The following is a 20,214-nucleotide window of genomic DNA, read 5'->3' as shown; positions in this document are numbered from 1 at the left end:
CACCGTCACCATGGCCCGGTACGGGTCAGGGCTTCGTGTTCGCCTGCTTCATCGAGGCCACCGCGTCGGCGACCGTGCGCTCGTACAGGCCCAGCTTCGGGGTGCCGACCTTCACGTCGGGGCCGAGCGGGAAGTTGAGCTGCTCGGCGTTGGCCATGTGGTCTCCGTCGGCGAGCACGTTCAGCTCGTCCACCCAGGTCACGCCGTTCCCGCCGCCCGGGTTGAGGTCGACCACCGCGATGGCGGCGGTCTTCGGCTTCACGGGGTACGCCGGTGCGCCGCCGAGGCCGCCCGGGACCAGCGGGATGATGTCGCCGCTGTGGTCCGAGGCGTTCGCCGCGCCCAGGCTGACGCGCGGGTAGTAGCTCAGGCCGCAGGAGTTCTTGCCGGTGTTGTTGACCTCGATCACGTGCTGGGTGGCCGAACCCTCGCGGGCGTACACACGCACCGACAGGTCGCTGTTCTTGCAGGGGTGCTTGTACGCGTAGGAGTCGCTGGTGTCGCCGGCGGCCGCGCTCGTCCTGGTGGCGCCCCCCTTGGACTTGCCGGTGCTGGAGGTGACCGCGTCCGTGGAGCCGCCACCCGACTTCGCCCCGTCGCCCGCCGTGCTGCCCTGGTCCTGGGCGGCGTCGCCCGCGGTATCCTTCGCGGCCACGGTGGCCTCGGCCGAGGCGGAGTTGTCGGCCGGGCCGGCCGCCTTCGTGCCGCTCCCGTCCCCGCCGCAGGCGGTGAGGGCGAGGGCGAGGGCGGCGGTGGCGGCGGCGCCGAGGACGGCGGTGCGCTTGCGGTTCGTACGCATGGGATTCCCCGAAGTGTGTGGCGGTCGATTGGTCGGATCGGTGCAGACAGGGCCCGGAATCTGCGGCGAACCGCTCCCCCTCCGGACCGTCTGACATGGGAAGCCTCCCGCGTGCCGCTCATGTTCTGCTAACGCCTGCCTGACGTCCGGCTGACGTCACTCGAAGGAGGGCTTCGGCTCACGCATGACCTGGTGTCCGTGCGGGAAAAGCACGTCAGCGCGTGACTTCGGCGGTCCGATCACCGTTAGATGTGATGTGCCCAAGCCTGTCGTGTCCGCCGTGCCGCCCGTGACGACCGCTTCCGCCGGAGACGGTGCCGCCGCCTCGCCGCCGCCCTTCCTGCTCACACCACGCCAGGGGGAGGGTGCCCGCGCGCTCCTCTCGTACGTGGCCGGCCTGCCGTTGGACTCCGCCGACGCGCGGCTTCTCGCGGTCGTCGTGGGCATCCGGGCCGCGCGGACGGGCGCCGGCAACCTGACGGGGACCGACCTGCGGTCGTTGCGGCTCGAGGACCCGGAGGGCGCCCTGGCCGAGCTGACGGCGGCGGGGTGGGAGGTGCCCGGGCAGCTCATCGGCGGGGAGCCGGATGTGCCGTACGCGATCGTGGCGCCGGAACTGGCCCCGGGGCCCGGTCGCGCACTGCACCTGGGCAAGGACGCGCGGTCGCGGGTGTCGGGCTGGTCCATGCGTACGAGGCTGGCCAAGCCGGTACGGAAGGGGGCGTCGGGGGTCCGGTTGGCCGCGCTGTTCCTGGCGGCCCACTGCTCCGACGAGCTGGTCGGCCGGGCGCCCGCCGAGCTGCCCGTCGTTTGTTACGGGGCGGTGCCCGTGCTCCTGGAGAAGGGGTTCCTCGCCGAGGTGTCCGGGCAGAGCTACCGGCTCGGCGCGTCGGTGAGGCACCTCGCCGGCCGGTTCCGTACCCCGGAGGAGCTCGCCGCAATCGCGCGGGAGGAGGAGGAACGGCGGGTGGCCCGTGAGACGGCGGCCGCCGCCGAGCCCACTCCGGAGAGCTGGGCGGCCTGGAAGTCCGGCGTCAGCCCCGCACTGCTGCGGCACATCGAGGCGGTCGAGGCGTGCGGGCTCTGCCGCCTCCCCTTCGCGCGGGTCGCTCCGGCGTTCATGTCCGGGCCGTCCCCACTGCCCGCGCCCCGGGCGGCACTCGACGCGTACGAGGCGTGGCGGGACGCCCACCCGGACTGTGGGCGCGAGGCGGCGCTGTTCACCGTCGAGTTCCGGGCGGAGCACGGCCACGGGCCCTCGTACAGCCAGCTGTGCAAGGGGTTGCGGTGGAAGAAGCTCGGGCGGGAGCTGCGCGGGGTCATCGTGCACACCCTCGTCGCGGAGGGCTGGCTGACGTCCACGCCTCCGGTGCCGTGGACCCTGCGGCCGGGGAGGACCGCCCATGCGCAGGGGATCGCCCTGCCCGGTCAGGCGGTGCGGGCCGGCCGCTGAGGTCAGTGCGCGGGCTCGGTGGCGCTGTCCGCGTCCCGGGCGGCCAGGAGCAGGGTCGCCGCGATGAGCAGTGCGGTGATGATGCCCGTGGTCAGGATGGGGGACGGGGCGTAGGTGGCCGCCAGGACCGCGAGCACCGCCACCGGGTGGAGCACGTCGGCCGCGCGGCGAAGTCCCGCGGTGCGGTGGTGCAGCAGCCAGACGAGGGTGATGAACACGGCGACCGGGACGGTGTAGACGGCCGCCGCCGTGCGGTCGGAGATGTGGCCGTGGCCCGCGGTGTGCGCGACGTTGAGGGCGAGCCCGGCGCCGACCGCGGCCGCTGACGCGAAGACGAGGTAGTGCCCGTACCCCCACAGCAGCGCGGTACGAAGGCTGGTCAGCAGCCGGGGTGCGCTCTGCGCGAAGTACAGCCACCACAGGGCGAACACCGTCAGGAGACCGCCCGCGACCAGTGCGGCGAGGTCGCCGAGCGCCGCGTGCGTGTCCAGTGCGGCGCGTACGGCCCCGGTGGCGGCGGTGATGGACTCGCCGAGCACGATCAGCGTGAACAGGCCGTACCGCTCGGCGATGTGGTGCGGGTGCCAGGTGGTGGTGGTTTTACGTTCCGCCAGTGCGGGAACGGCGATTTCCGCGAGGACGAGGACCGCGAAGGTCACCAGGCCGGTGTCCTCGGGCAGGGCGAGGCGTACGACCCAGCCGATCTGCACCAGCAGGATCCCGGCGGCGTACCCCAGGCAGGTGCGGCGCCGCTCCGGGTCCGAGCGGGATGCGCGCAGCCACTGCGTGACCATGGCGAGCCGCATGATCACGTAGCCCCAGGTGATGACGGTGAAGTCCTCGTGCTCCAGCGCCTCGGGCGCGCCCGCCGCGAGGACGAGCGCGCCGGTGATCTGTACGAGCGTCAGCAGCCGGTACGGGACGTCGTCGGTGTCGTACGCGGAGGCGAACCAGGTGAAGTTCATCCACGCCCACCAGATCGCGAAGAACACCATCGCGTAGCCGAGCACGGCGTGGCCGATGCGGCCTGCGGCGAGTTCGTGCTCGAAGGCGGAGGCCGCCTGGGCGACGGCGGCGACGAAGCAGAGGTCGAAGAAGAGTTCCAGCATCGTCGAGGCGCGGTGCTGTTCGTCGGCGCTGCGCGCCACCATGGGCCGGTGCCAGAAGCTGGGGGAGGGGGACGATGAGCTCATGGGGGCGCATTCTTCCGGCTGGGCGGGGTAAGCACGCGTGAACCGCGCCCGGTGGAAAAGCGATGGCGTGGTGCGGCGGGGCTCTGCCACACTCCGCGCCATGACCTATGGAATCGAGAACCACCCCGCCCGTTGAGCGCCCCGGAAGAGCGCGGAGCGCTCACTCCCCGGCCCTCCTCCCTGTACGCGTGCGCGCTGCGTGTCGAGCAGGCCGAGCCCGAGGGGCCGTGGTGCCTGGCGGACGCGGCGCCGCCCGTACCCCGCCGTGTCCCGTCCAACCGGGCCCGCCGGGATTTCACTCGGACCAGGGACGAGCTGACCCGTCTCCTCGGGCCCTTGCTGGTCGCCCCCGATCCCGTCGAGGCGGCGGAAGAGGCGCACCGGCGGCTCGATGCCCTGGACCCGCCCGTCAGGCACCGCACCCTGCGTCTCCTCGTCGCCGGGATGCCGGTGGAGAACGAGGAACGGGCACGGGCGTTGGCGCGGGTGCTCGTGCGTACGGGGACCAGCTGTTCGGCCGTCTCCACCGGGCTCGCCCTCCTCGCCGAGCTGGGCGAGCCGCAGGATGTGCCGTACCTCCGGACCCTCGGCCTGCTGCGCACCCTCGTGTACCCCGTCGTCCATGCGCTCGACGCCCTGGACCGGCCGGCTGGTGCGCTGCTCGAACTCCGCAACCACCGCGAGCCCGTGACCTTCGGGCCGCTGATCGCCGCCCTCGAAGCCGGGGACCGTACCGCCGTACGGCAACGGCTGGTCGCGTTGCCGGGGGATCTGGCGCCCGAGGTGGCGCGGCGGGTGGCGGAGGCGTCCGGGCCGGCCGATCTGCTGGCGGAGGTCCCCGGCCTTCCGGCCCCCGAGGGCGCCGAACTGATCGCCCGGACCGGGCGGCTGCTGTTCCTCATGACCACCCTTCGCGACTACCGGCCCGAGATCCTCTCCTACCCGGACGCCCCTCGCGCGTACGAAGCGTTCGCGCGGGGCGCCGGGCTCCTTCCCCGCACGCTCGACCACCATGCGCTTCTCCTGTCCGCCGTTCAGGAGCTGAGCACGGGGCCCGCCGTGCTGCACGACTGGGGGCCCGGGCGGCGCGAGGCGGCGCTGTCGGAGCTGACGGCCGTCCTGGGGCGGCCGGAGTGGCGTGCGGTGCCGGACGCGGGTGCCGGTGACGAGCCCGGTGTGCGGTGGCGGGTCGCGTGGGTGCGGCGTACGCGGGCGCGGGTGCTGGGGGCGGCGGAGGCGCCGTTCGCGCGGTTGCGTATCGCGATCCATGAGCGTGATCCCGACGATCCGGCCACCGTCGAGGTGCGCGTCCTTGTCGACGGGCGTCCGCTGGTCCCGGACTACTTCGGCCGGGGTCCCGCCAACTCCCCCGAGGAGCTGCTGTTCCCCGGCACCCTGCGGGCCACGGACGAACCGCGCGAGGTGCGGCTTGCCGAGGCGTACTGCGCAGAGGGTTGTTGCGGGGCTCTGTACGTCACTGTCCGGCGGGACGGGGATCAGGTCGTCTGGTCCGGCTGGCGGTGCCCCGTTCCGCCGGGTGGCACACGTGAACTGTCCGAACTCCGCTTCGACGCGGCCGCGTACGACGCGGAGGTGGCCCGTGCGGAGGGTGACGAGAGCTGGATGTGGCCGGCCCGGCGGGCCGCCCGGCTGATCGCCGACGGGCTGCGGGGCCGGCCGGACCTCCTCGCCCTTTGGAGCGTCCGGCTCGACTGGGCCGGGACGGCCTTCCGGGACCCGGACGAGACGACGATCAGCCTCGTGTACGACGCCGACAACGGGCACGTACGCCAGATCATCTGGCGCATCCCCGAGGACGGCACATCGCCGGAGGACCGGGCGGCGGCCGCGTTGCGACGGCTGGGCGAGGAGGACCTGAGGGCGTACGGGCGTTAGCGCCGGTCCACCGTTCGGGTGATCCCTGGGCGGGGGTGGGGCGTTGGCAGGGCCGGGGAGCGGGGGTGTGCCCGCTCCCCAGCCGCTGTGTGTCCGGCGTGTCGCGGTTGCCGGGTTTGGCACAGTGCCGCTCCACGATCTTCGTGATCAAGAACGGGGTGGACGATGAGTGGTGCGCGGCTGAGGCTGGTCGATCTTGCGGGTGCCGGTTCCGCCGGCGGGGGCGGCTCTGGCGCGGGTGGCGGCTCTGCCGCCGGGGGTGAGCTGCGGCACAGCGGTGGTGCGTGGTTGCGGGCGGCCGGGGGTGCGGAGGGGATGGGGGCGCATCTCGGGCCCGTACGCGGGGAACTTGCGACGGCGCACGAGGGGGTGATCGCCGGGACCGTCGGTCTGAACGCGCTGGCCGAGCTGGGTGCGGTGCGGGAGTCGTGGGTACGCCGTGTCGAGTCCGCCCGCCATGAGTGCGGGGCGCTCGCGGGCAGCCTGCGCGCTGTCGCGCGGGCGCAGGGTGAGACGAACGAGTCCGTGCGGTCGTCGTTCTCGCCCGTCGCGCGTCTGACCCACGGGGTCGAGCGGTGACCGCGCTGTCCTCCACGTTGACGTGGGCTCAGTTACGCGACCTCAAGTGCGGCGAGCTGGAGAGCGCGGCGGACGGCTGGGGCAGGGCGAGCAACCGTGCGGATGCCGGGCGCGACCGGATCGAGAAGCAGTTGCTCGTCGGGCTGCGCGAGTCCCAGCGCGGGGCGGCGGCCGAGGCGGCGGTGGGGCGGTTGCGGCGGATGAGCCGGAACTTGCAGTACGTGTACACCGAGTGCGGGTTGATCCGTACCGCGTTGAACAGCCTCGCGCACGAGATGCGGGTGCAGCAGGGGGTGCTGCGGCGGGCGCTGGAGGAGGCGGAGTCGCTGAAGTTCACCGTGCACGCGGATGGGTCGGTGTCGTATCCGCCTGGGCCCGGGGGCCTGTTCGACGGTGATCGGGTGCCCGGTGGCACGGCTTTGGTGACCGGTATGCCCGGGCTGCTGCCGTCCTCGGGGCTGGTTGCCCCGGACACCCATGCCGCGGCGGCGCGGGACATCTCGGACCGGGTCACGGGGGCGGTGCGGGCGGCTGCCCGGATCGACTGGCGCTTCACGAGGATCCTGCGGCGGCTCCGGGCGGAGGAGGGCCTGAAGGTCCCGGACCGTACGTGGACCGACGCGGCGGGGGACGCGGCGGCGGTCCGGGAGGCGGCGCGCGGGTACCTCGACTCCCGCATCCCGCGTGACGCGGCGCCTGCGGCGGTGCGGGAGTGGTGGGCACACCTGACGGACGAACAGCGCGAGGAGTACCTCGCGGTGTACCCGGACCGGATCGGCAACTTGGACGGCATCCCGTCCCTGATCCGCGACACGGCGAACCGCGACAACCTCCAGCTCCTGATCGGCAAGTTGGAGGGGCGGGATGACGAGGTGTCGGGGGTGCGGTTGGCGGGGTTGCGGGAGATCCAGCGCCAACTGGACGCGGGCGGCCAGCCGCCGATGTACCTCCTGGGCATCGGGGACGAGGGGAACGGGCGGGCGATCGTGTCGTACGGGAACCCGGATACGGCGCGGAATGTGGCGGCGTATGTGCCGGGGTTGAATACGTCGTTGGACGAGGATTTTGCTAGGGGGGACCTCAAGCGGGCGCGTGACACCGCCATTGGCGCCAAGGAGATGGACCCTGACGCGTCGGTGGCATCAATTGTGTGGCTTGGTTACGACGCGCCGCAAGCATCGATGGATGCCCCCTTGGGTGTGGCGGGTAAGTCGAACGCAGAGACCGGTGCGGCTGCCTACAATCAGTTCATGGCCGGTATTTCGGCAACAAATCAGAATTCAGACCCTCATGTCACCGCGATCGGACACTCGTACGGTTCGCTGACAGTGGGTATGGCGGCGCAGGAGAAGGGCGGGATCCCTGGGGCTGACGACGTGGTCTTGGTTGGAAGCCCGGGGACCGGTGCACGATCTGCGGATGAACTGGGGGTGGGGAGAGGGCACGTATTCGTGGGCGCCGCCGAGAATGACCCCGTCACGAAGTTGCCCAACGATCGGGAGGCGAGTGGATTGGGTGCTGGGATCGTCGGGGGCGCGTCGGCGGGGTTTTCGCTCGGGCTGAGTGGAGGACCTGTTGGGGCGGCAGTTGGTGGTGTAGCTGGAGGTGTGGCCGGCGGTGCTATGGGTTTTGCGGCGCAAGACGCACAGAGCGAGGAAAGTGACGTCTGGTTCGGCACCGATCCCGCGCACCGGGATTTCGGGGCAACCCGGTTTTCCGTGAGCGAAGGTCCTGGTCCATTCGAGTCGGGGCACAGGCCCGGGGAGGCACACTCCAACTATTTCGACCCGGCGAAAGACCAAGTTTCTGCGGACAATATCGCGAGAATCGTTGCCGGGAAGTCAGACGAAATCGAGCGGGAGCGTCCGAGGTGAGAGTGCGAGTAGCTGTCGCAGTAGCTGCTGTGGTGTTGGTCTCAAGTTGTGCGGCAGATGAGCCTGGCGTTTCGCAGGATGGCGAGAGGAGCGGTGGGTTGAACATGCAAGAGGCTGCCGATCGAGCTGACAGGATCCTCGACGAGACGTTCTCTGGAATTAAACCTCCGGTGGAGTGGGTCCATGGGGAATCGACTGAGGGGAGTTGTGACGTTTCGCGAAGAAGGGCGGTTACCACGGTGATCTCCGAGGATCGCCGAGGAAGCTTTCTGGGGGTTGTTGAACGGCAGTGGCAGAAGGCTGGCTATCGCCAGGTCGGCGTAAACGCCAGCGCGCAGAGCCCGGCAACATACTTTGAGACGCCGGACCGATTCCGAGTGAGGTTGCTCATCGGGGGGCGTGGGCAGGCATTCTTTGAGGTTGCCACGCCCTGCGTGGATCGGTCCTCGGTTTCCAAGCCCACTCCGCGTGCAGGCGGGGACGAACATGTGGGTGAGCCGGTACCGGCCCCAAACGTCCGCGACGATTTCTGGTCGGTTGGCGCTCCCTGAGCGCCCCCGCGCTACCCCGGCGTGACTCGTACACACCCTCGAAAACGCTCCCGAACCATGCCCTGATGGGGGATGGTTGACGGGTGCGTAGATTCTGGGTGGCCATGGGGGTCGGGGTCGGGGGGGCCCTGTGTTTTGTGGCGTTGCTTGTTGTGGGGACCTACTCCGCTGCTGCCGGGCTCGTCGGGGGGGCCGGTGGGGGGGCCGTGGCGTTGGCCAAGGGGGCTGTGCCGGCCAAGTATCAGGGGCTGGTGCAGAAGTGGGGGAATCTGTGCTCCGCCATCAACCCGGCCCTGCTCGCCGCCCAGCTCTACCAGGAGAGCGGCTGGAACCCCCGCGCCGAGAGCTCCGCCGCCGCGCAGGGCATCGCGCAGTTCATTCCCGGGACCTGGGCGGGGCACGGGATCGACGGGGACGGGGACGGGGACCGGGACGTGTGGGACCCGGCCGACGCGATCCCCTCCGCCGCTTCGTACGACTGCGAGCTCGCCGGGTACGTGAAGAAGGTCCCCGGTGACCCCACCGACAACATGCTCGCCGCCTACAACGCGGGGGCGTACCGCGTGATCAAGTCCGGCGGCGTGCCCGACATCGCCGAGACCAGGAACTACGTCAAGATCATCCGTTCACTGGAGAAGAGCTTCGCCCGGCCCGTCGGCCGGGTGCAGCCCTCCCAGCAGGCGGCGGGGGCCATCTACTTCGCTCAGAAGAAGCTCGGTACCAAGTACCTGTGGGGCGGCAACGGTACGCCCGAGCAGGGCGGGCGGTTCGACTGTTCCGGGCTGACCCAGGCCGCGTACCGGACCGTGGACATCGAGCTGCCCCGCGTTGCGAACGATCAGTACAACGCCGGGCCGCATCCGGCACGCGATGAGCTGCTTCCCGGCGATCTCGTGTTCTTCTCCGACGATCTGACCAATTCCCGTGCCATTCATCACGTCGGCCTCTACGTCGGGGGCGGGTACATGATCAATGCTCCGTACACTGGTGCGGTCATTCGGTTCGACAAGATCGACACGCCCGACTACTTCGGTGCCACTCGCGTGACCAAGGACGGGGCCGCGGCGTTGCCGACCGCGCGGCCGGCCGCCTGAGGTGCGCGTGCCGGTGGCCGGAACCCTCCGTGAAGCCCGGGCCCTGAGCTGCGACGATGTGTCACTCTTCGATAACGTCATGGTGATCATTCGGTGGAGAGTGGAACGTACGCACGGGGTGCGTCGTTCTCTGGCTGGGCGCGTGAGTGATCGACGTGGACGAACCGAATAACACGGGGGTTCGTGAATCGCGGCGCACAGGGACGTGTGCCGCAGCAGCAGACAAGGCAAGGGGCCGCAGCAGATGGCTGGACTCGCACTGGATGGGTCGAACCCCGACGTCAGCCTGCTCTACGACATCAACGGGCTCGCCAAGTCCGCTCCCACCTGGTTCGACCGGGTCATGGAGTTCGTCGGAGAGTACGGGATCATGTTCGGCATGGTCCTCGTGGTCCTGTGGTGCTGGTGGAGCGTCCGCCGGCGCGGCACGGCCGAGGACTCCGTGTCGGCGGTGGCCGGGCTCGTCTGGGCCCCGCTCGCGGCCGGTATCGCGCTGCTGATCAACATCCCGATCCGTGGCTTCGTGGAGCGGCCGCGGCCCTTCAAGGACCACTCCGGGCTCGACGTCCTGGTCGACGGGAAGAACGACTTCTCGTTCGTCAGCGACCACGCCACGATGGCGATGGCCCTCGGCGTCGGGCTCTTCGTCGCCCACCGGAAGTTCGGCATCGCGGCCATCGGGCTCGCCCTGCTGGAAGGCTTCTGCCGGGTCTACATGGGCGTTCACTACCCGACCGACGTCGTCGGCGGCTTCGCCCTCGGTACGGCCGTCGCGCTGCTCCTCGCGCCCCTGGCGATGATGATGCTGACGCCCCTCGTGGCGGCCGTCTCCCGGTCCGCCCGCCTCGGCCCCCTCGTCCGCTCGCGCCGCCCCCGGGCGGTGGACTCCGGCCGCGACGACGCGCTCGGGATCCCCGAGCCGCGCCCCGGTTCGCGCGGCGGCGGCTCCGACGGCGAGAAGGGCCTCGCGGCCTGAGAGCCGCCCGTCCCCCTCGCGCATGTGCCCCGGAGCCCGCAAGGGCGGCCCGGGGCACACGTGTATGTGGAGCTCTCCGCTCCTCACACCCCCTGCGCGTACGTGAACAGCCCCTCCGGGTCGTACCGCTTCTTCACCTGGGCCAGGCGCCCCGCCCCCGAGCCGTAGTACGCGGTGCGCCAGTTGGTCAGGGACGGGTCCGTGTAGTTCTGGTACGCCGCTCCGGAGGCGTACGGGCGCATCGCCGCATGGGTGTCTTTCAGCCACTTCTGCTGGGCGGTTCCCGGGGCCCCGGGCCGCCAGGCCCCGATGTACTGGGCGAGCATCCGGGAGCGGCGGTGGACGAACGCGGTGGCCCCCGGGGCCACCCGGTTCACCGCTCCGCCCAGCGCGGTCAGCGCGACCGAGCCGCCGCCGCCCTGGCCCGGGGCGAGCCGGGTGAACGCCTGGACCGCTGCGAGCAGGGCCGCAACGCCCGCCGGAGGCAGTGAGCGGTCGTAGAAGTCCGAGGCGGCGGCGTACGTCTCGCGCTGGAGGGCGCCCTGCGGGGTGCGGCCCGGCGTGGTCCCCGGGAGGTGGCACTGCGCGTCCGTGAGGCCCGAGCAGCCCGCGTACACGAGCATCGCCTCGCGGTAGTCGCGGCGGCGCAGCGAGACCGACGTGGCGGAGGCGCCGATGCGGTCGGCGAGGCGGTCGACGGCGTTCTGGAGGTCCCCGTACGTGCCGAGGCTGAAGGCGGAGACCGAGACCGTCGGGTTGCTGCCGCCCGGCCCGGCGTCGAGGTGCGCGGCGGACCAGATCTCGTCGGGCTGGGCCGGGCCCCACTCCTGCCAGGCGGTGACGACGTCCCGGGCGCGCGACCAGGGCCAGGACATGTACGCGGTGACCGTGCGAGGGGCGGAGTGCGTACGGAAGCGGAGGCTCGTGACGACGCCGAAGTTGCCGTTGCCCGCGCCGCGCAGCGCCCAGAAGAGGTCGGGGTCGCGTTTGGCGTCGGCGGTCACGGTGCGGCCGTCGGCCGTGACGAGGGTGGCGGCGGTGAGGCTGTCGCAGGTCAGGCCGTAGGCGCGGGCGGCGACGCCGTGGCCGCCGCCGAGGGTGAGACCGGAGATGCCGACCGTGGGGCAGGAGCCGCCGGGGATCGTCACGCCGTGCGCGGCCAGGCCCTCGTAGACGTCGAGGAGCTTGGCGCCGGCGCCGATCGTGCCGTCCGACTCGACGCGGTTGAGTGACGCGACGTCAATCACCAGGCGGCCGTTGCCGCTCGACCAGCCGGCGTACGAGTGGCCGCCGCTGCGGATCGCGACCGGCACGGAGGCGCGGCGGGCGAAGGCGAGGCACTCGCGGATGTCGTCCTCGTGCCGGACGTAGGCGATCCCGGCCGGTTTCTGGCCGTCGAAGCGGGTGTTGTAGAGCTGACGGGCGGTCGGGTACGCGCTGTCGCCGGGGCGGATCAGCGGCCCGTCGAGGCTCTTGGCGAGCGCGGACCAGTCCGCCGGGCCGGAGGGCTTGGAGGGTTTGGACGCCGAGGGGGCGGGGGACGACGACGCGGGCCCGGAGGAGGTCGTGGTGTCGCCGGGGGCCGGGTCCGTCGTGTCGGTGCCCTCGCACGCGGTGGCGGTGGCGCCGGTGAGGACGGCGGCGCCCGCCGCGAGGAGCGTGCGCCGGTTCGGCAGGGTCATCGGACCTCCGATGTGGGGGAGAGGGCCTGACCCGAAGGAAAGGCCCGAGAGGGGGAGGGCCGGTGCTCAGGCCGTGGTGCGGTGGTCCTCGGCGTCCGCGCGGGCCCGGTCGCGGGAGCGGCGGGCGGGGCCGGACCAGCCGCAGGCGCAGCGGGCGGTGCAGAAGGAGCCGCGTTCGACGGTGGTGGGCTCATGGGCGGGGCGGGCCGGCGGGACGTCGGCGGTGTGTTGGTCGTACACGCGAACACGGTACTGGGCAGGGCGCCCCGGCCGGGAGGGGTCCGTCAACCGTGAGGGGGCGCTCGCACCGCGCTGAGGGCGCCAATCGGGGGCGTGGACGTTACAGGGGGCACGGGCCGTCGTTATGCGAGGCGGACACGACCTCGGGCAAGCGGTTCGGGATGGGCAGGCGATGGTGGTGCAGCAGCACAGGTCCGGAGGCGGGGTGCGCGTCGTGCGCGCCCTCGTCGCGGTGGGCGTGACGGCGGCGGCCGCCGGGTGTGCCGGTGGCGGCGGCGTCGACCGTGCCGCGGCGGCCGCGGACGCCCGGGACGGCGGCGTCGAGGTGGTGCGGCGGGCGGCGGCGGTGCTCGCCGGGGACGGGGTCGCGAGCGCCGAGGTGAGTACGTCGATGGAGACGGCCGCCGGTGGCACCCGGGTCACGATCCGGGGCTCGGGGGCGTACGACTTCCGGGCCGGTTCGGGCCGGCTGAAGGTGGTGCTGCCGCCCGACGCGGCGGGCGAGGAGGAGCACCGGCCGATCACGGAGCTGCTGGCGCCGGGTGCGCTGTACATGATGAACCGGGGCGCGGGGGTGCCCGCCGACAAGTGGGTGCGGATCGACACGACGGCCCTGGAGGACGGCAATCTGGTCACCGGCGGGGTGACCGATCCGCTGGCCGCCGCCGAGCTGCTGCGGGGCGCGGGGGCCGTGACGTACGTGGGCGAGACGGATGTGGCCGGGGTGGCCGTGCGGCACTACCGGGGCACCGCGGACATCGGCCGGGCGGCCCGGCTGGCGGCGCCCGGTGCGCGGGCGGCGCTGGTGGCGGCGGCGAAAGGGTTCCGCACGCGGGCCGTGCCGTTCGACGCGTATCTGGACGAGCAGGGGCGGCTGCGCAAGGTGCGCCACCGGTTCAGCTTCGCCAACGAGGGCCCGGCGGCGGAGGTCGTCTCCACGACGCTGCTCTACGGGTTCGGCGTGCCCGTCACCGTACGGCTGCCGCACGACCGGGACATCTACACCGGCGAGATCGAGCAGGGGCGGGCGTGAGATGAGTCGCACGGTCTCCGCATGGGTGGGGGCGAAATGGTCCGTCCGTGCCATGCGCGGTGCGTGTCGGGCTCTCTACTCTAGGAAGCCGGTGACGGCAGTGAGAGGTGAGTGACGTGGTGACGCTCAGCCCGACCGTATCGGACCATGTGGCGCTCGCCGAGATCGAGCTGTGCGGGGAACTGATGATCGCGGCTTCGGCGGCGATCGGGGAACGGCTCAGTGCGGACCGTATCGACGAGGTGCTCGACGTGAAGGTGGGAACGGACGGGAGCACAGTCACCGACCGCACCGCCACCGTCCCCCGGCAGGGCGATCACCGGGGCTGACGGGATCACCAGGGATCAGGTGCGCAGCAGGCGGGCGATGGCCTTGGTGGCCTCCTCGACCTTCGCGTCGACCTCGTCGCCGCCCTTGAGTGCCGCGTCGGCGACGCAGTGGCGCAGGTGCTCCTCCAGGAGCTGGAGCGCGAAGGACTGGAGCGCCTTGGTGGACGCCGAGACCTGGGTGAGTATGTCGATGCAGTAGACGTCCTCGTCCACCATGCGCTGGAGGCCGCGGATCTGGCCCTCGATGCGGCGCAGGCGCTTGAGGTGTTCGGTCTTCTGGTGGTGGTAGCCGTGTATGCCGCGGTCGTGGTCGGTCACGATCGCTTCCACGGGAGCCGCGCCGGGCACCGCGTCGGGCCCGGTCCCCATGGCCTCGGTGGTGGTCATTGCTGCCTCCCGTTTTTCCTTTGCCCTGCCGCTTTGAATACCCCTGGTGGGTATATCCTAACGAATTCAGCTGAAACGTGACCTGGGGCCCGTGCTGATCACTGTGCCCGATGGGCGACACTGAAGAATGCCGGTTAGCCGTGGCCGGATGATGCGCCTAGCATCAGCCTGACCGAATCCAAAGCACCCCGAGGACCCCACGTGCGCTTTCGTCTGACCCCCAGGGAGACGAGCTTCTACGACATGTTCTCCGCATCCGCGGACAACATCGTCACGGGCTCGAAACTCCTGATGGAACTGCTCGGGGCGGATTCGTCCTCCCGGGCCGAGATCGCGGAGCGCATGCGGGCAGCGGAGCACGCGGGGGACGATGCCACCCACGCGATCTTCCACCAGCTGAACTCCTCCTTCATTACGCCGTTCGACCGTGAGGACATTTACAACCTCGCGTCGTCGCTCGACGACATCATGGACTTCATGGAGGAGGCCGTCGATCTGGTCGTGCTGTATCAGATCGAGACGCTTCCCAAGGGTGTGGAGCAGCAGATCGAGGTGCTGGCGCGGGCGGCCGAACTGACCGCCGAGGCCATGCCCGGTCTGCGCACGATGGACAACCTCACCGAGTACTGGATCGAGGTCAACCGCCTGGAGAACCAGGCCGACCAGATCCACCGCAAGCTGCTCGCCCACCTCTTCAACGGCAAGTACGACGCCATAGAGGTGCTGAAGCTGAAGCAGATCGTGGACGTGCTGGAAGAGGCTGCCGACGCGTTCGAGCACGTCGCGAACACGGTGGAGACCATCGCGGTCAAGGAGTCCTGAACCACGTGGACACCTTCGTACTGATCGTGACCATCGGCGTCGCGCTCGGCTTCACCTATACCAACGGCTTCCACGACTCGGCGAACGCGATCGCCACGTCGGTCTCGACCCGTGCGCTGACGCCGCGTGCGGCGCTGGCGATGGCGGCCGTGATGAACCTCGCGGGCGCGTTCCTCGGCAGCGGGGTCGCCAAGACCGTCAGTGAGGGCCTGATCGCGACGCCCGAGGGCAACAAGGGGATGGGCATCCTCTTCGCCGCGCTCGTCGGTGCCGTCATCTGGAACCTGGTCACCTGGTACTTCGGCCTTCCCTCGTCGTCCTCGCACGCGCTGTTCGGCGGGATGGTCGGCGCGGCGCTGGCCGGCGGGACGATGGTGCACTGGGACGGGGTGCTCGACAAGATCGTCATCCCGATGTTCCTGTCGCCGGTGATCGGCCTGGTGGTCGGTTATCTGGTGATGGTCGCCATCATGTGGATGTTCCGGAAGTCCAACCCGCACAAGGCCAAGCGCGGTTTCCGCATCGCGCAGACGGTCTCGGCCGCGGGCATGGCGCTCGGGCACGGTCTCCAGGACGCGCAGAAGACGATGGGCATCGTGGTGATGGCCCTGGTCATCGCCGACGTCGAGTCCCCGAGCGATCCGATCCCGGTCTGGGTGAAGCTGGTCTGCGCGCTGATGCTGTCGCTCGGTACGTACGCGGGCGGCTGGCGCATCATGCGTACGCTCGGCCGGAAGATCATCGAGCTGGACCCGCCGCAGGGCTTCGCCGCCGAGACGACGGGTGCGTCGATCATGTTCGGTTCGGCGTTCCTCTTCCACGCGCCGATCTCGACCACCCATGTGATCACCTCGGCGATCATGGGTGTGGGCGCCACGAAGCGGGTGAACGCGGTGCGGTGGGGTGTCGCGAAGAACATCATCCTCGGCTGGTTCATCACGATGCCGGCCGCGGCGCTGGTCGCTGCCGCGAGTTACGGGGTCGTCTACCTGATGTTCGGCTGACGCCGGCTGCTTTACGTGGGTCCGCCCCGCACTCCCTCGGGAGTGCGGGGCGGACCCTTTTCGCCTTGTGGTGGCACCGCCATGCAGCACCCCAAGGCCGTACGGGAGGGCCGGGCGGATCAGCCGAAGCGGCCGGAGATGTAGTCCTCGGTGGCCTGGACCGACGGGTTGGAGAAGATGCGCTCCGTCTCGTCGATCTCGATGAGCTTGCCGGGCTTGCCGACCGCCGCCAGGTTGAAGAACGCGGTGCGGTCCGAGACGCGGGCGGCCTGCTGCATGTTGTGCGTGACGATGACGATCGTGAACCGCTCCTTGAGCTCGCCGACCAGGTCCTCGATGGCGAGGGTGGAGATCGGGTCGAGGGCGGAGCACGGCTCGTCCATCAGCAGCACGTCCGGCTCGACGGCGATCGCGCGGGCGATGCACAGGCGCTGCTGCTGGCCGCCGGAGAGGCCGGAGCCGGGCTTGTTCAGCCGGTCCTTGACCTCGTTCCACAGGTTCGCGCCGCGCAGCGACTTCTCCACGATGTCGTTGAGGGCGCTCTTGCGGTACGAGCCGTTGAGGCGCAGGCCCGCCGCCACGTTGTCGAAGATCGACATGGTGGGGAAGGGGTTCGGGCGCTGGAAGACCATGCCGACCGTACGCCGTACGGTCACCGGGTCGACATTCGTCCCGTACAGGTTCTCGTCGTCCAGGAGCACCTTGCCCTCGACGCGGCCGCCGGGGGTGACCTCGTGCATACGGTTCAGGGTGCGCAGGAAGGTGGACTTGCCGCAGCCGGAGGGGCCGATGAAGGCGGTCACCGAGCGGGGCTCGATGGTCATGGAGATGTCGTCTATCGCCTTGTGGCTGCCGTAGTAGGCCGACAGTCCGCTGACGTCGATGCGCTTGGCCATCTGAATCACTGCTTTCGGTGGCCTCAGCGGCCGGTCTTCGGGGCCTTCCAGCGGGCGATGCCGCGGGCCACCAGGTTGAGGATCATGACGAAGGCGATCAGGACCAGGGCCGCTGCCCAGGCGCGGTCGTAGGACGCGGCCTCCCCGATCTTGTACTGCTCGTAGATGTAGAAGGGCAGTGACGACTGGGCGCCTTCGAAGGGGTTGGTGTTGATCAGCTGACTGCCGAAGACCAGCAGGATGATCGGGGCGGTCTCGCCGGCGATGCGGGCGACGGCGAGCATGACGCCCGTCGCGATGCCGCCGATCGCGGTCGGCAGGACCACCTTCAGGATCGTGCGCCACTTCGGGATGCCGAGGGCGAGCGATGCCTCGCGGAGCTCGTTCGGGACGAGCTTGAGCATCTCCTCGGTGGAGCGGACGACGACCGGGATCATCAGGATCGTCAGGGCGAGCGCGCCCATCAGGCCGGACGGTTCCAGGCCCGCGATGAGCATGATCGAGAGGATGAAGAGACCGGCCACGATCGACGGGATGCCGGTCATGACGTCGACGAAGAAGGTCACGGCCTTGGCCAGCGCGCCCTTGCCGTACTCCACCAGGTAGACGGCGGTGAGCAGGCCGAGCGGGGCGGAGATCAGGGTGGCGATGCCGACCTGTTCCAGGGTGCCGATCAGCGCGTGGTAGACGCCGCCGCTGGCCTCGGGGCCGAGGACCCCGGCCATCGAGTGGGTCAGGAAGTAGCCGTCCAGGCGTTCCGAGCCTCGGCTGACGGTCGTCCAGAGCAGTGAGGCCAGCGGGACGACGGCGATCAGGAAGCACACCCAGACCAGGCTGGTGGCGAGGCGGTCGCGGGCCTGGCGCCGGTTCTCGACCACGCTGGTGGCGACGTACGAGATGGCCAGGAAGAGCAGCGCGGAGATCAGGCCCCACTGCACTCGGCTCTGCCAGCCGGCGGCGAGGCTCAGACCGACGCCGAGGGCGATCGCGACGACGGCGAAGCCGAGCGGGGCGAGGCGCGGCAGGGACCGGCTGCTGAGGCTGCCCTTCGGGGCGGCCGGTGTGGGCGTCGGGAGGTCCTGGACGCCGGGGGTGGTGGTGGCGTGGCTCATGCGTTGGCCCCCGAGTACTCCTTGCGGCGGGCGATGATGAGCCGGGCCGCGCCGTTGACCAGCAGGGTGAGGACGAAGAGGACCAGGCCGGAGGCGATCAGGGCGTCCCGCCCGAACGCGTCGGCCTCGCCGAACTTCGCCGCGATGTTCTGGGCGAACGTCCCGCCGCCCGGGTTGAGCACGTGCAGCGAGATCAGGAAGTTCGGCGACAGGACGGTGGCGACGGCCATCGTCTCGCCGAGCGCGCGGCCGAGGCCCAGCATCGAGGCGGAGATGACGCCGGAGCGGCCGAACGGCAGGACCGAGAGGCGGATGACCTCCCAGCGCGTGGCACCGAGGGCGAGCGCGGCCTCCTCGTTCATCCGGGGGACCTGGCGGAAGACCTCGCGGCTGACGCTGGTCACGATCGGCAGGATCATGATCGCGAGCAGGATGCCGACGGTGAAGAGGGAGCGGGCGACGCCGATCTCGGTCTTCTCGAAGACGTAGGTCCAGCCGAAGAACTGGTCGAGCCAGAGGTTGAGCCCCTCCAGGTACGGCACGAGGACGAGGGCGCCCCAGATGCCGTAGACGATGCTGGGGACGGCGGCGAGCAGGTCGATGACGTACGCGACGGGGCCGGCCAGCTTGCGCGGGGCGTAGTGCGAGATGAACAGGGCGATGCCGACGGCGACCGGGACCGCGATGGCCATCGCGATGACGGAGCTGACGACGGTCCCGAAGAGCAGGACGGCGATGCCGAAGACGGGCGGGTCGCCGGCCGGGTTCCAGTCGAAGGTGGTGAGGAAGTTGCCCTCGTCCTTCGAGATGGCGATCGCGGCGCGGTAGGTGAGGAACACGGCGATCGACGCCATGATCACCAGGAGCAGGATGCCGGAGCCGCGGGAGAGGCCGAGGAAGATCCGGTCGCCGGCGCGGCCCGTGGACCGGGGGCGGGATCGCCTGCCCGGCGGGGTTTGTATCTGTTGCGTGGTGGAAGCCATGGTCTTTCCGGTCTGTGTGGGGGAGCCGGGGCTCCCCTGGCGGCGGTGCACCGGAGGGGCGGTGGCGGGCCGGTCCGGAGGGGTGTTCCGGACCGGCCGCCGGTTGCGCTGGGTGTCGTACGGCTGGTTACGAGAGGCCGGCGACGGTCTCGCGGACCTTGGCGTTGATCTCCTCGGGGATCGGCGCGTAGCCGGCCTCGGTGAGGAGCTTCTGGCCGTCCGCCGAGGCGGTGTAGGTCAGGAAGGACTTGACGGTGCCGAGGGTGTCGGCCTTGTTGCCGGTGTCGCAGACGACCTCGTACGTGACGAGGACCAGCGGGTAGGCGCCGTCCTCCTTGGTGGTGTAGTCGAGGTCGAGCGCCAGGTCCTTGCCGGTGCCCTTGACCTTGGCGGCGGCGATGGCCTTGGAGGCGTTCTCGGAGGACGCCTTGACCGGGGCGGAGCCGCCGGTGTCGATGTCGACCGTGGAGATCTGCTGCGAGGTGGCGTAGGAGAGCTCGAAGTAGCCGATGGCGCCGTCGACCTGCTTGACCGAGGAGGCGACGCCGGAGGAGCCGGACGCGGCCTGGCCGCCGGGGGCGGGCCACTTCTTCTCGGCCTCGTACTTCCAGTCCTTCGGGGCCGCGGCGCCGAGGTACTTGCCGAGGTTCTGCGTGGTGCCGGAGTCCTCGGAGCGGTGGAAGGGCTGGATCGCCTTGTCCGGCAGCTTGGCGTCGGGGTTGAGCTTGGCGATCGCCTCGTCGTTCCACTTCTTGATCTTCGTGTCGAAGATCTTGGCGAGGGTGGGGGCGTCCAGGGTCAGGCTGTCGACGCCTTCGAGGTGGAAGCCGACGGCGATCGGGCCGCCGACCATCGGGAGGTTGATGCCCTGGCCGGTCTTGCAGATCTTCTTGGAGTCGGCGACCTCCTCGGGCTTCAGCGCCGAGTCGGAGCCGGCGAAGCCGACGGTGCCCTGGTTGAAGGCGACGATGCCCTCGCCGGACGAGGAGGAGTTGTAGTTGATCTCCACGCCGGAGCAGGCGGCCATGTACTCCTTGACCCAGAGGTCCATGGCGTTCTTCTGCGCGGAGGAGCCGGAGGCGCGCAGCTGGCCCTTGGCGCCGTCGCACTTGACGTTGGACGCGGCCTTCGTCTTGGCGCCGCCGGTGGCGGAGGTGTCGCCGCTGTTGTCGTCCGAACCGCACGCCGTGAGGACCAGGGCGCCGGAGACGGCGAGGGCACCGAGCGCGGTGGCACGAAGCCGGTTCTTGCGCTGAAGCTTCACTTTCGGGTGTTCCTTCCAGAAGCCGCCGCGGCTGCTTGCGGGCGGCG

The 20,214-nt window shown here is 70.6% G+C and carries 19 protein-coding genes; 10 read left to right on the top strand and 9 right to left on the bottom strand.

Going from position 1 to position 20,214, the window contains the following annotated elements; translation table 11 throughout:
* Positions 1-25: 25 nt before the first annotated feature.
* Entirely contained in the window at positions 26-799 is a 774-nt protein-coding gene (locus ACIQZN_RS18415) for a DUF4232 domain-containing protein (protein WP_403994443.1), read from the bottom strand.
* Positions 800-1,088: 289 nt separating this feature from the next.
* Between ACIQZN_RS18415 and ACIQZN_RS18410 the strand changes: the two genes are divergently transcribed.
* On the top strand, positions 1,089-2,252 hold the full coding sequence (locus ACIQZN_RS18410) for a hypothetical protein (protein ID WP_403994440.1): 1,164 nt from the start codon (positions 1,089-1,091) through the stop codon (positions 2,250-2,252).
* A gap of 2 nt (positions 2,253-2,254) precedes the next feature.
* Here the strand turns inward: ACIQZN_RS18410 and ACIQZN_RS18405 are convergent, their stop codons facing one another.
* On the bottom strand, positions 2,255-3,445 hold the full coding sequence (locus ACIQZN_RS18405; RefSeq protein ID WP_403994437.1) for a low temperature requirement protein A: 1,191 nt from the start codon (positions 3,443-3,445) through the stop codon (positions 2,255-2,257).
* A 132-nt stretch (positions 3,446-3,577) separates the two neighbouring features.
* Between ACIQZN_RS18405 and ACIQZN_RS18400 the strand changes: the two genes are divergently transcribed.
* The 5 genes from ACIQZN_RS18400 (at position 3,578) to ACIQZN_RS18380 (ending at position 10,415) form a co-directional block, all read left to right on the top strand.
* On the top strand, positions 3,578-5,341 hold the full coding sequence (locus ACIQZN_RS18400) for a hypothetical protein (protein WP_403994434.1): 1,764 nt from the start codon (positions 3,578-3,580) through the stop codon (positions 5,339-5,341).
* A gap of 315 nt (positions 5,342-5,656) precedes the next feature.
* On the top strand, positions 5,657-5,920 hold the full coding sequence (locus ACIQZN_RS18395; RefSeq protein ID WP_403994432.1) for a hypothetical protein: 264 nt from the start codon (positions 5,657-5,659) through the stop codon (positions 5,918-5,920).
* Complete coding sequence (locus tag ACIQZN_RS18390; RefSeq protein ID WP_403994430.1) at positions 5,917-7,794, top strand: alpha/beta hydrolase; 1,878 nt, start codon at positions 5,917-5,919, stop codon at positions 7,792-7,794. The genes ACIQZN_RS18395 and ACIQZN_RS18390 overlap by 4 nt, the downstream gene beginning before the upstream one ends.
* A gap of 634 nt (positions 7,795-8,428) precedes the next feature.
* Entirely contained in the window at positions 8,429-9,439 is a 1,011-nt protein-coding gene (locus ACIQZN_RS18385) for an NlpC/P60 family protein (protein WP_403994428.1), read from the top strand.
* Between the two features lie 244 nt (positions 9,440-9,683).
* Positions 9,684-10,415: a phosphatase PAP2 family protein gene (locus ACIQZN_RS18380; RefSeq protein ID WP_403994426.1), complete on the top strand. Its 732-nt coding sequence runs from the start codon at positions 9,684-9,686 to the stop codon at positions 10,413-10,415.
* Between the two features lie 83 nt (positions 10,416-10,498).
* Here ACIQZN_RS18380 and ACIQZN_RS18375 read toward each other — a convergent pair whose 3' ends face one another.
* Together ACIQZN_RS18375 and ACIQZN_RS18370 are read right to left on the bottom strand one after the other, a co-directional pair.
* Positions 10,499-12,097 (bottom strand): FAD-binding oxidoreductase, encoded by a 1,599-nt coding sequence (locus ACIQZN_RS18375; protein WP_403994424.1) that lies wholly within the window; start codon positions 12,095-12,097, stop codon positions 10,499-10,501.
* 66 nt (positions 12,098-12,163) lie between these two features.
* A complete protein-coding gene (locus tag ACIQZN_RS18370) occupies positions 12,164-12,337 on the bottom strand; it encodes a hypothetical protein (protein WP_403994422.1) in 174 nt (57 codons plus the stop codon).
* A gap of 172 nt (positions 12,338-12,509) precedes the next feature.
* Between ACIQZN_RS18370 and ACIQZN_RS18365 the strand changes: the two genes are divergently transcribed.
* Both ACIQZN_RS18365 and ACIQZN_RS18360 read left to right on the top strand, forming a co-directional pair.
* Positions 12,510-13,370: a hypothetical protein gene (locus ACIQZN_RS18365; RefSeq protein ID WP_403994419.1), complete on the top strand. Its 861-nt coding sequence runs from the start codon at positions 12,510-12,512 to the stop codon at positions 13,368-13,370.
* 116 nt (positions 13,371-13,486) lie between these two features.
* On the top strand, positions 13,487-13,699 hold the full coding sequence (locus tag ACIQZN_RS18360) for a hypothetical protein (protein WP_403994416.1): 213 nt from the start codon (positions 13,487-13,489) through the stop codon (positions 13,697-13,699).
* Between the two features lie 15 nt (positions 13,700-13,714).
* Here ACIQZN_RS18360 and ACIQZN_RS18355 read toward each other — a convergent pair whose 3' ends face one another.
* The gene (locus ACIQZN_RS18355) at positions 13,715-14,086 is read right to left on the bottom strand and encodes a metal-sensing transcriptional repressor (protein WP_391268793.1); all 372 of its coding nucleotides are present in this window, start codon (positions 14,084-14,086) and stop codon (positions 13,715-13,717) included.
* Positions 14,087-14,287: 201 nt separating this feature from the next.
* Here ACIQZN_RS18355 and ACIQZN_RS18350 point away from each other — a divergent pair, with 201 nt between their 5' ends.
* Positions 14,288-14,908 carry a DUF47 domain-containing protein gene (locus ACIQZN_RS18350; protein WP_026171331.1) on the top strand — a complete coding sequence of 207 codons (621 nt, stop codon included), beginning with the start codon at positions 14,288-14,290 and terminating at the stop codon, positions 14,906-14,908.
* Between the two features lie 5 nt (positions 14,909-14,913).
* Positions 14,914-15,912 carry an anion permease gene (locus ACIQZN_RS18345; RefSeq protein ID WP_403994412.1) on the top strand — a complete coding sequence of 333 codons (999 nt, stop codon included), beginning with the start codon at positions 14,914-14,916 and terminating at the stop codon, positions 15,910-15,912.
* A gap of 119 nt (positions 15,913-16,031) precedes the next feature.
* On the opposite strand, the gene pstB is transcribed toward ACIQZN_RS18345, so the two are convergent.
* From pstB to pstS, 4 genes are all read right to left on the bottom strand, one after another.
* Positions 16,032-16,808: a phosphate ABC transporter ATP-binding protein PstB gene (pstB, locus tag ACIQZN_RS18340; protein WP_143625604.1), complete on the bottom strand. Its 777-nt coding sequence runs from the start codon at positions 16,806-16,808 to the stop codon at positions 16,032-16,034.
* A 23-nt stretch (positions 16,809-16,831) separates the two neighbouring features.
* A complete protein-coding gene (gene pstA, locus ACIQZN_RS18335; RefSeq protein ID WP_403994408.1) occupies positions 16,832-17,920 on the bottom strand; it encodes a phosphate ABC transporter permease PstA in 1,089 nt (362 codons plus the stop codon).
* Complete coding sequence (gene pstC, locus ACIQZN_RS18330; protein ID WP_403994405.1) at positions 17,917-18,903, bottom strand: phosphate ABC transporter permease subunit PstC; 987 nt, start codon at positions 18,901-18,903, stop codon at positions 17,917-17,919. The genes pstA and pstC overlap by 4 nt, the downstream gene beginning before the upstream one ends.
* Positions 18,904-19,030: 127 nt before the next feature.
* Positions 19,031-20,167 (bottom strand): phosphate ABC transporter substrate-binding protein PstS, encoded by a 1,137-nt coding sequence (gene pstS / locus ACIQZN_RS18325; RefSeq protein WP_403994402.1) that lies wholly within the window; start codon positions 20,165-20,167, stop codon positions 19,031-19,033.
* Between the last annotated feature and the right edge of the window lie 47 nt (positions 20,168-20,214).

It is taken from the genome of Streptomyces sp. NPDC097595 (assembly GCF_044761525.1).
In the GTDB taxonomy this organism is placed as follows: domain Bacteria; phylum Actinomycetota; class Actinomycetes; order Streptomycetales; family Streptomycetaceae; genus Streptomyces; species Streptomyces drozdowiczii_A.
Note: the sequence above shows the minus strand (reverse complement) of the source record. Positions and strands in the feature narration are given on the sequence as shown.